Source organism: Halapricum sp. CBA1109 (assembly GCF_009741825.1).
Classification (GTDB): Archaea; Halobacteriota; Halobacteria; order Halobacteriales; family Haloarculaceae; genus Halapricum.
The window spans coordinates 1-6,283 of the sequence record NZ_WPCA01000148.1 but is presented as its reverse complement, the minus strand read 5'-3'; the positions used below and the strand labels follow the sequence as shown (position 1 = coordinate 6,283).

The 6,283-nt window shown below is 67.5% G+C and carries 9 protein-coding genes and 1 pseudogene; 6 read left to right on the top strand and 4 right to left on the bottom strand.

Annotated features, from left to right (window positions below):
- Both GJ629_RS13475 and GJ629_RS13470 read right to left on the bottom strand, forming a co-directional pair.
- A partial coding sequence (locus GJ629_RS13475; RefSeq protein WP_157513510.1) for a hypothetical protein occupies window positions 1–446 on the bottom strand: 446 nt, incomplete at its 3' end.
- Between the two features lie 100 nt (window positions 447–546).
- Window positions 547–714, bottom strand: coding sequence for a hypothetical protein (locus GJ629_RS13470; RefSeq protein ID WP_157513509.1), 168 nt, complete (start codon window positions 712–714; stop codon window positions 547–549).
- A gap of 100 nt (window positions 715–814) precedes the next feature.
- Between GJ629_RS13470 and GJ629_RS13465 the strand changes: the two genes are divergently transcribed.
- From GJ629_RS13465 to GJ629_RS13455, 3 genes are read left to right on the top strand one after another with little or no spacing between them, the layout of a single operon-like run.
- Window positions 815–1,360 (top strand): hypothetical protein, encoded by a 546-nt coding sequence (locus GJ629_RS13465; protein WP_157513508.1) that lies wholly within the window; start codon window positions 815–817, stop codon window positions 1,358–1,360.
- Window positions 1,361–1,410: 50 nt separating this feature from the next.
- Window positions 1,411–1,863, top strand: coding sequence for an HTH domain-containing protein (locus tag GJ629_RS13460; protein WP_157513507.1), 453 nt, complete (start codon window positions 1,411–1,413; stop codon window positions 1,861–1,863).
- Between the two features lie 42 nt (window positions 1,864–1,905).
- Window positions 1,906–2,148, top strand: coding sequence for a hypothetical protein (locus GJ629_RS13455; protein WP_157513506.1), 243 nt, complete (start codon window positions 1,906–1,908; stop codon window positions 2,146–2,148).
- On the opposite strand, the gene GJ629_RS13450 is transcribed toward GJ629_RS13455, so the two are convergent.
- Together GJ629_RS13450 and GJ629_RS13445 are read right to left on the bottom strand one after the other, a co-directional pair.
- Complete coding sequence (locus GJ629_RS13450; RefSeq protein ID WP_157513505.1) at window positions 2,135–2,512, bottom strand: nucleic acid-binding protein; 378 nt, start codon at window positions 2,510–2,512, stop codon at window positions 2,135–2,137. The two genes, GJ629_RS13455 and GJ629_RS13450, sit on opposite strands and share 14 nt — an antisense overlap.
- Entirely contained in the window at window positions 2,509–3,660 is a 1,152-nt protein-coding gene (locus GJ629_RS13445; protein ID WP_157513504.1) for a thiolase family protein, read from the bottom strand. Before GJ629_RS13445 ends, GJ629_RS13450 begins: the two co-directional genes overlap by 4 nt.
- Before the next feature lie 119 nt (window positions 3,661–3,779).
- On the opposite strand from GJ629_RS13445, the pseudogene GJ629_RS13440 reads away from it, so the two are divergent.
- From GJ629_RS13440 to GJ629_RS18115, 3 genes and pseudogenes are all read left to right on the top strand, one after another.
- Window positions 3,780–4,939: pseudogene (locus tag GJ629_RS13440) on the top strand (alpha-1 4-glucan-protein synthase).
- Between the two features lie 46 nt (window positions 4,940–4,985).
- Entirely contained in the window at window positions 4,986–5,513 is a 528-nt protein-coding gene (locus GJ629_RS18120) for a hypothetical protein (protein WP_370515913.1), read from the top strand.
- The gene (locus GJ629_RS18115) at window positions 5,504–6,211 is read left to right on the top strand and encodes an extracellular solute-binding protein (RefSeq protein ID WP_370515912.1); all 708 of its coding nucleotides are present in this window, start codon (window positions 5,504–5,506) and stop codon (window positions 6,209–6,211) included. The genes GJ629_RS18120 and GJ629_RS18115 overlap by 10 nt, the downstream gene beginning before the upstream one ends.
- The last annotated feature ends 72 nt before the right edge of the window (window positions 6,212–6,283 follow it).

Genomic DNA, 6,283 nt, shown 5'->3' with positions numbered 1-6,283 from the left:
GCCTCGCCCGGCCCGCGGTGACCCGTGGGGAAGCCGGTCGGCGAACCGCGGGCGGAGCGCTCGTCGCGTCGGAGCCGGAGGCGTGCGCGGACCGGCGCGTCGGTGCCCCGGAGCGACCCGGGCATCACCGTCGCTGTCAGCGACCGGTAGCGCGTGAGGTCAGTGTCTCTGATCGGTCCGGTCGTCGATATCGTCGGCGCCAGTTCGCCGCCGCCGTCGACCCGGAGCGCGGTACCGTCGCCGCGTCCCGTCGCCGCCGCGTCGACGCGGCTGACGGACGCGTCGCCGCCTGCTGTCCACGGCCGGTCGGCACCGGTCAGTCTGACGACAGACCCGCCCTGTGCGGCGACCGGAATGAAACCCACGTCGTCGCCGCTGGGTCCGTCCTCGCCCTCCACATCGGCGTCGTGGCTAGCGAGCCGTATCGGTGGTTTGCTCCCCCACATACAGTTGTCGCTTCCGACCGTCGATACTTAAGCGTTGTCGCGCGTAAAGAACGACTGTGTCACGCGTTTCGGATGGTCGCGGAGGGGTACCGTCCCGGAGTTACCGGTTCGCAGAAATGGTGAGGTCGGTAGCGATCCAGCCGTCGTTGTTTCCTCGCTCGGTGAACACGGTCCGGTCGCCCGAGCACTCGTGGGCGGTCACGGACGGCGTGTCGGCGTCTGGGTCCTCCTCGTCCGCCGTATCGTCGCGGGTACGCATCTCGCTCATTACGAGTGATTAGGTGAGCCTAAAGATAAAAGAGTTTTGGATAGCCTAAAGGACTGGGAACCCCGACCGCTTTTTATTGCCGTCGCTCCGATAGTTTCGTATGAGCGGAGACGCGCCCGACAGGGAGCAACTGGCGGCCCGTATCGAGGAGTTGACCGAGACAGTCGAGACGCTCGAACGGGAACTCCGTCGGCCGCGCCGCGGGCGTCGCCGTCTCGGGCCGCCGCGGGTCGAAGACCTGCGGCGGTTTACCGCGGATGTGGCCATCCCCGGGACCGTCCTCCTTCTGGAGACGAACGTCCGCGCGCTGAAACTCCTCCAGCGGACGCTCCGGGCCGCCGACGACAGGGACGCGGCCGGCGAGGGGACCCGCGAACTCGCCCGGCAGGCCGGCGACGTCGGGTCGACTGCGCTCGCGCGCCTGGAGGACGCCCTCGCCGACGTCCAGTCGGCGCTGGAGGGCGAACCCCCCGACGGCGAGGCGCGAGAACTGCTCGAGGAGGCGCGGGACCTCCGAGAAGACGTCCAGTCACAACTGGACGGAACGCCCGCCGACGACACCGCAGACCGGCCGGAAGTCGACGTGGAGTCGGAACTCCAGTCCATCAAGGACCAGATGGAGGACGACGGCGACGAAGAAAAATAGTTCCAAAAACATAATGATTTATAATGAAGTAGTGCGTCGATACGACTACGATGGTCGAACCCACCGGGCGGCAGGCGACGCTGTTCGTCAGGCCGGACCTGCCGGGCCCGACACGACGCCGGCGTGAACAGCTCACGGCGCGGCTCCAGCGACTGCGGGAGGACGGCGTCCTCGACACCGTCACCGTCGAGACGTGGGCCAAACAGCGGCCCGTCGGCGAGGACGACCGGTACGCGGCGTTCGCGGCGTGGGCCGTGTCGGCGGGCGTTTCGCTCGCCCCCTGTTTCCGGACCCGAAGGTGTTACGAACCGGGGACGACCGACCGACGGGAGTACCGCGTGCGCCCGGCTATCTGTCTGGTTGTGACCGACGAGTGCGGGGAGATAGACGCCGTCTACCCGCACTTCGACGGCGGCCCGCGGTCGGTGCGGGACGGTCTCGCGGCGCTGGGGCAGGGAACTTGCCGGTCGCCGGGGGCCAGCGACCCCGGCCTCGCGGACTGAACAGGCCAGTACCCTTTTTTCAGACGGCTGTGAAGCGGTGGTATGGTCGAGGAAACCGACGACGAGACGGCCGAGGACGCACCGAGCGACGGGGTCACGAGCGACACGACGACGCGACGCATCCGGACGCTCGCCATCTTCTTCCTCGGTGTCGGCGTCTACGCCATCGTCGGTGCGGGGCTGGACCAGTCGGCGCTGCTTCTGGACAACCTCACGACGTACTTCGTCTCCGGCATCGTCGTCTTCGGCATCGGGCTCCTGCTGTCCGTCCTCACTCGTCTCTGACGGGCCGAAACCGGTAGCCGTCCCACGCCTGACTCGCGGCCTCCCGGACCGCAACGTCGGGGTCCCGTAGCTCCGGAACGTATTCCGGCTTGACGGCATCGCCCACCGCGACCGGTTCGGTCGTGCCGCCGAGGACGCTGACCGTCGTGTCCGCGACGTGGAAGACGACGACGGCAAGCGTGTTCGGCCGACGGACGCCCGACGGTGTGGCCGTGCTCTCGGTCCACGTCAGTACCTCGCCCGTCCGATCGGCGAGGTCGACCGTCTCCCGCTGTGACTCGCCACAGGTCGGACACCGCTCGTGGCCGGGGTTGGTGTAGTGGCCGTTCGGACACCCGTGGGCCAGCAGTTCAGGGTCGCTCATCGTGCCCCCTCCAGTACCGTCGTCGTGACGCAGTTGCCGAAGCCGCCGATACTCGTCGCCAGCGCCACGTCCGACGGGACCTGCCGCGGGCCGGCCTCACCCCGGAGTTGCGCGACCAGTTCGTACACCTGTGCGACGCCGCTTGCCCCCAGCGGATGGCCCTTGGCCTTGAGGCCGCCCGAGGGGTTGACCGGGAACGCCCCGTCGCGCGCAGTCGTCCCCTCGACGGCCGGCCGCCACCCCTCACCGGGGTCGGTCACGCCCAGCGCCTCCAACTGGAGCGGTTCCAGCAGCGTCACCATATCGTGGAGTTCGGCGACATCCACGTCCTCGATGCCGTGTCCGGCCTGCTCCAGCGCCGTCTCGGCGCTCTCGGCCACCGCCGACAGCCGCGTCGGGTCCTCGCGCTGGTGGACGACGTGGGTGTCCGTCGCGCCGCCGACGCCCGCGACGGTGACGTAGTCGTCGGTCACCGCCTCGGCGACGGACTCAGGCACGAACAACAGCGCCGCCGCGCCGTCGGTCACGGGGCAGAAGTCGTACAGGCCGAGCGGATCGGCGACCGTCGGCGCGTCCAGTACGTCCTCAGTCGTGATCTCTTCGTGGAACTGCGCGTCGGGGTTGTCCACGGCGTTGCGGTGGTTCTTGACCGCCACCGCCGCGAGGTGCTCGCGGGTCGCGTCGGTCTGTTCGAGATACAGCCGTGCGGTCAGGCCAGCGAAACTCGGCAGCGTCACGCCGTGTTTGTACTCGGCGGGGTGGGTCAGCGAGGCGATGATGTCACTCGACTCGGGTGTCGAGCGGTGGGTCATCTTCTCGCCGCCGACCAACAGCGTGCAGTCGCTGGCGCCGCTGGCGACCGACTGCCACGCGGCGTGGATGCCCGCCCCGCCGCTGGCGGAGGTCTGATCGATACGCTGGGTGTAGGCCCCGATCAGTCCCAGTTCCTGAACCAGCGCGTTCATCACGCCGGTCCGGCCCTCGAACTCGCCGCCGGCCATATTGGCGACGTAGCAGTGCTCGACGGCGTCCGGGCCCAGCGGTGCGTCGTCGAGACAGGCCGCGCCGGCGGCCGCCAGCAGGTCCACCAGCCACCCCTCGCGCTCACCGAACTCCGTCATCGACGCGCCGACGATTGCGACGTCCATACCGGCGTCTCGGCGGGCGAGTGCCTCACTCTTGTGGTCGTCTGTACCGAACGTTCACACACTCCTGCACACAACGACACGTTCTTTAGGGTGGCCTAAAGACTGTGGACTACGACATCATGAGCGGGGAAATATGTGTTATAGTCCCGACAATCAGGGAGTACGAGTGCGTCCGGGAGTACGTGGCGAACGCGCGCGACCACGGCTTCGACACCGACCGACTGGAGTTCGTGCTCGTCACCGAGGACTTCTGTGACACCGAGGAGATGGCGGCGATGCTCGACGACTTGGGCGTCGAGGGACGCGTCTTCGACGGGAGCGCCCGCGACCAGTGGTTCGAGGACCACGGCGTCGCCGAGTACAGCCACCTCGTCCCGGCCGCGAGCCACGCCCAGACGAGTTTCGGCCTGCTGTATATGTGGGTCGAGGGCCACGACCGCGGCCTCTTCATCGACGACGACACTCTGCCCCACGACGACGTGGACTTCTTCGGCACGCATATGGCGAACCTCGACTACCGCGGAGCTATCGAGGCCGTCGATTCCGAGGAGCGGTGGGTCAACGTCCTCTACGACACCGACACGGACCTGTACCCGCGCGGGTACCCCTACGCCGCGATGGACGAGACGGTCCACACCGAGACGACGACTGTCTCGAACGTGGTCGCCTCACAGGGCCTGTGGACGAACGTCCCGGACCTCGATGCCGTCCGCATTCTGATGGACGGCGACCTGCAGGGACAGGCCCAGACGCGCCTGAGCGCCGACGACTACGGCGCGGACTTCGTCGCCGCGCCGGGGCAGTACCTCACCGTCTGCTCGATGAACCTCGCCTTCGAACGGGCGGTCATCCCCGCGTTCTACCAGTTCCCGATGGACGACAACGAGTGGACGTAGGCCGGTTTGACGACATCTGGAGCGGCGTCGTCCTCAAACGGGCCTGTGACCTGCTGGGCAAGCAGATATACAACGGCGCGCCCCTGTGTGAACACAACAAGGCCCCGCGGTCGACGTTCGGTGACCTCACCAACGAGGTGGCCGGACTGGAACTCAACGAACACGTCTGGGAAGTCGTCGACACCGTCGAGACGGCCGACTCCTTCCGGGCGGCCGCCGAGGGCGTCGCCGAGGCACTCCGGGACGGCGAGTTCGAGGAATACGAGAACGGCCCGTTCCTCAACTACTGCGGCGACTACCTCGCGGACTGGCTGGCGTGTCTGGACGCTCTCGACGCCGATGAGCACGAGCACTCCCGACCGGCACCGGCTACCACTGACTGAGGAGAACCGAACCGTTTAAGTTATTTAGGGCGGCCTAAACTACACGATGACCGATCAAGACACTACCGACGACGGAGCGAACGAGGTATCGATGTTCGGACAGCGACGACGGCAGTTCCTCGGTGCAATGGGTGCGGCCGGGGCCGCTGCGCTCGCAGGGTGTGGCGGACTGCTCGACGGCGACTCGACGCCCGGTACCGCGACGGCCGCGGACTACGACGCGGGCGACGCTGCGATCAACATGAACTCCCTGTCGAACTACCGTGGTTCGGGCGTGTTCTCGGAGGGTCGTCCCGCGCCGGGCGGCACCTCGATGCGCGACCTTCCCAATCTCAGCGGCGAACTCAACATCTATCTCGGTGCCGGCGAGGGCGGCGCGTACGGGCAGCTGTTCGACATCATCGCCGAGATCTATCCGGAATTCTCCTACACCACGAACGCGCTCGGCTCGGCGGACGCGGTCAACCGCATCCGCAACGAGTACGAGAGCGATCAGGTGAGCGGCGACGTCTACGTCGCGTCGACGCCGGGTCGCTCGGGCAGGTCGCCGACAGCGGCGCGGCGCTGTCGCTGAACAGCTCGACCACCGAGTCCGTTCCGGACTCCTACGTCGGCCCGAACCGGCAGTGGGTCGGCTTCGAGGGGCGCGCGCGCTCGATTCCGTACAACACCGACGAGTTCGACGAGAGCGACATCCCCGACAGCGTCGCCGACTTCCCCAACACCGACGCCTTCGCCGGGAACATCGGCTGGGCGCCGACCTACTCGGCGTTCCAGTCGTTCGTCACCGCGATGATCCAGCAGCGCGGCGAGGACGAGGCCCGAGGCTGGCTCGAAGGTATCCAGAACCTCGACGTCACGCAGTACCCCGACGAGTTCCAGCTCTCGGGTGCTGTCGCCGACGGCGAGCAGTACGTCGGCTTCGCCAACCACTACTACGCGCTGCGGGTACTGAACTCCCGCCCGGACGCGCCGCTTGACCTCGCGTTCACCAGCGGCGACGCGGGTGCGCTGGTCAATGTCTCCGGCGCGGCCGCGCTGGCCAACTCCGGCAACTCCGGGCTGGCCGACGCGTTCGTCCGCCACCTCCTCTCGGCCGAAGCGCAAGAGTTCTTCGCAACCGTTACGTACGGCTATCCGATGATACCAGACGTGTCGCCCGTGGGCGGCCTCCCGAGCATCGACGAACTGGACTCGCCGGACATTGACCTCACCGAACTCGCCGACAAGGAGGACACACTCGCGCTGATGCGGGACGTCGGCGTCCTATAATATGCCAGAAGACCACCACGAGAACCCCGGTACCGACGGTCGCTTGCGTGGGCTGACAGCCACGTCCACGGA

Coding starts and splice junctions, on each gene's coding strand:
- GJ629_RS18120 (WP_370515913.1), top strand. CDS start 4,986: ATGACCGATCAAGACACTACCGACGACGGAGCGAACGAGGTATCGATG.
- GJ629_RS13470 (WP_157513509.1), bottom strand. CDS start 714: ATGAGCGAGATGCGTACCCGCGACGATACGGCGGACGAGGAGGACCCA.
- GJ629_RS13450 (WP_157513505.1), bottom strand. CDS start 2,512: ATGAGCGACCCTGAACTGCTGGCCCACGGGTGTCCGAACGGCCACTAC.
- GJ629_RS13445 (WP_157513504.1), bottom strand. CDS start 3,660: ATGGACGTCGCAATCGTCGGCGCGTCGATGACGGAGTTCGGTGAGCGC.
- GJ629_RS13455 (WP_157513506.1), top strand. CDS start 1,906: ATGGTCGAGGAAACCGACGACGAGACGGCCGAGGACGCACCGAGCGAC.
- GJ629_RS13460 (WP_157513507.1), top strand. CDS start 1,411: ATGGTCGAACCCACCGGGCGGCAGGCGACGCTGTTCGTCAGGCCGGAC.
- GJ629_RS13465 (WP_157513508.1), top strand. CDS start 815: ATGAGCGGAGACGCGCCCGACAGGGAGCAACTGGCGGCCCGTATCGAG.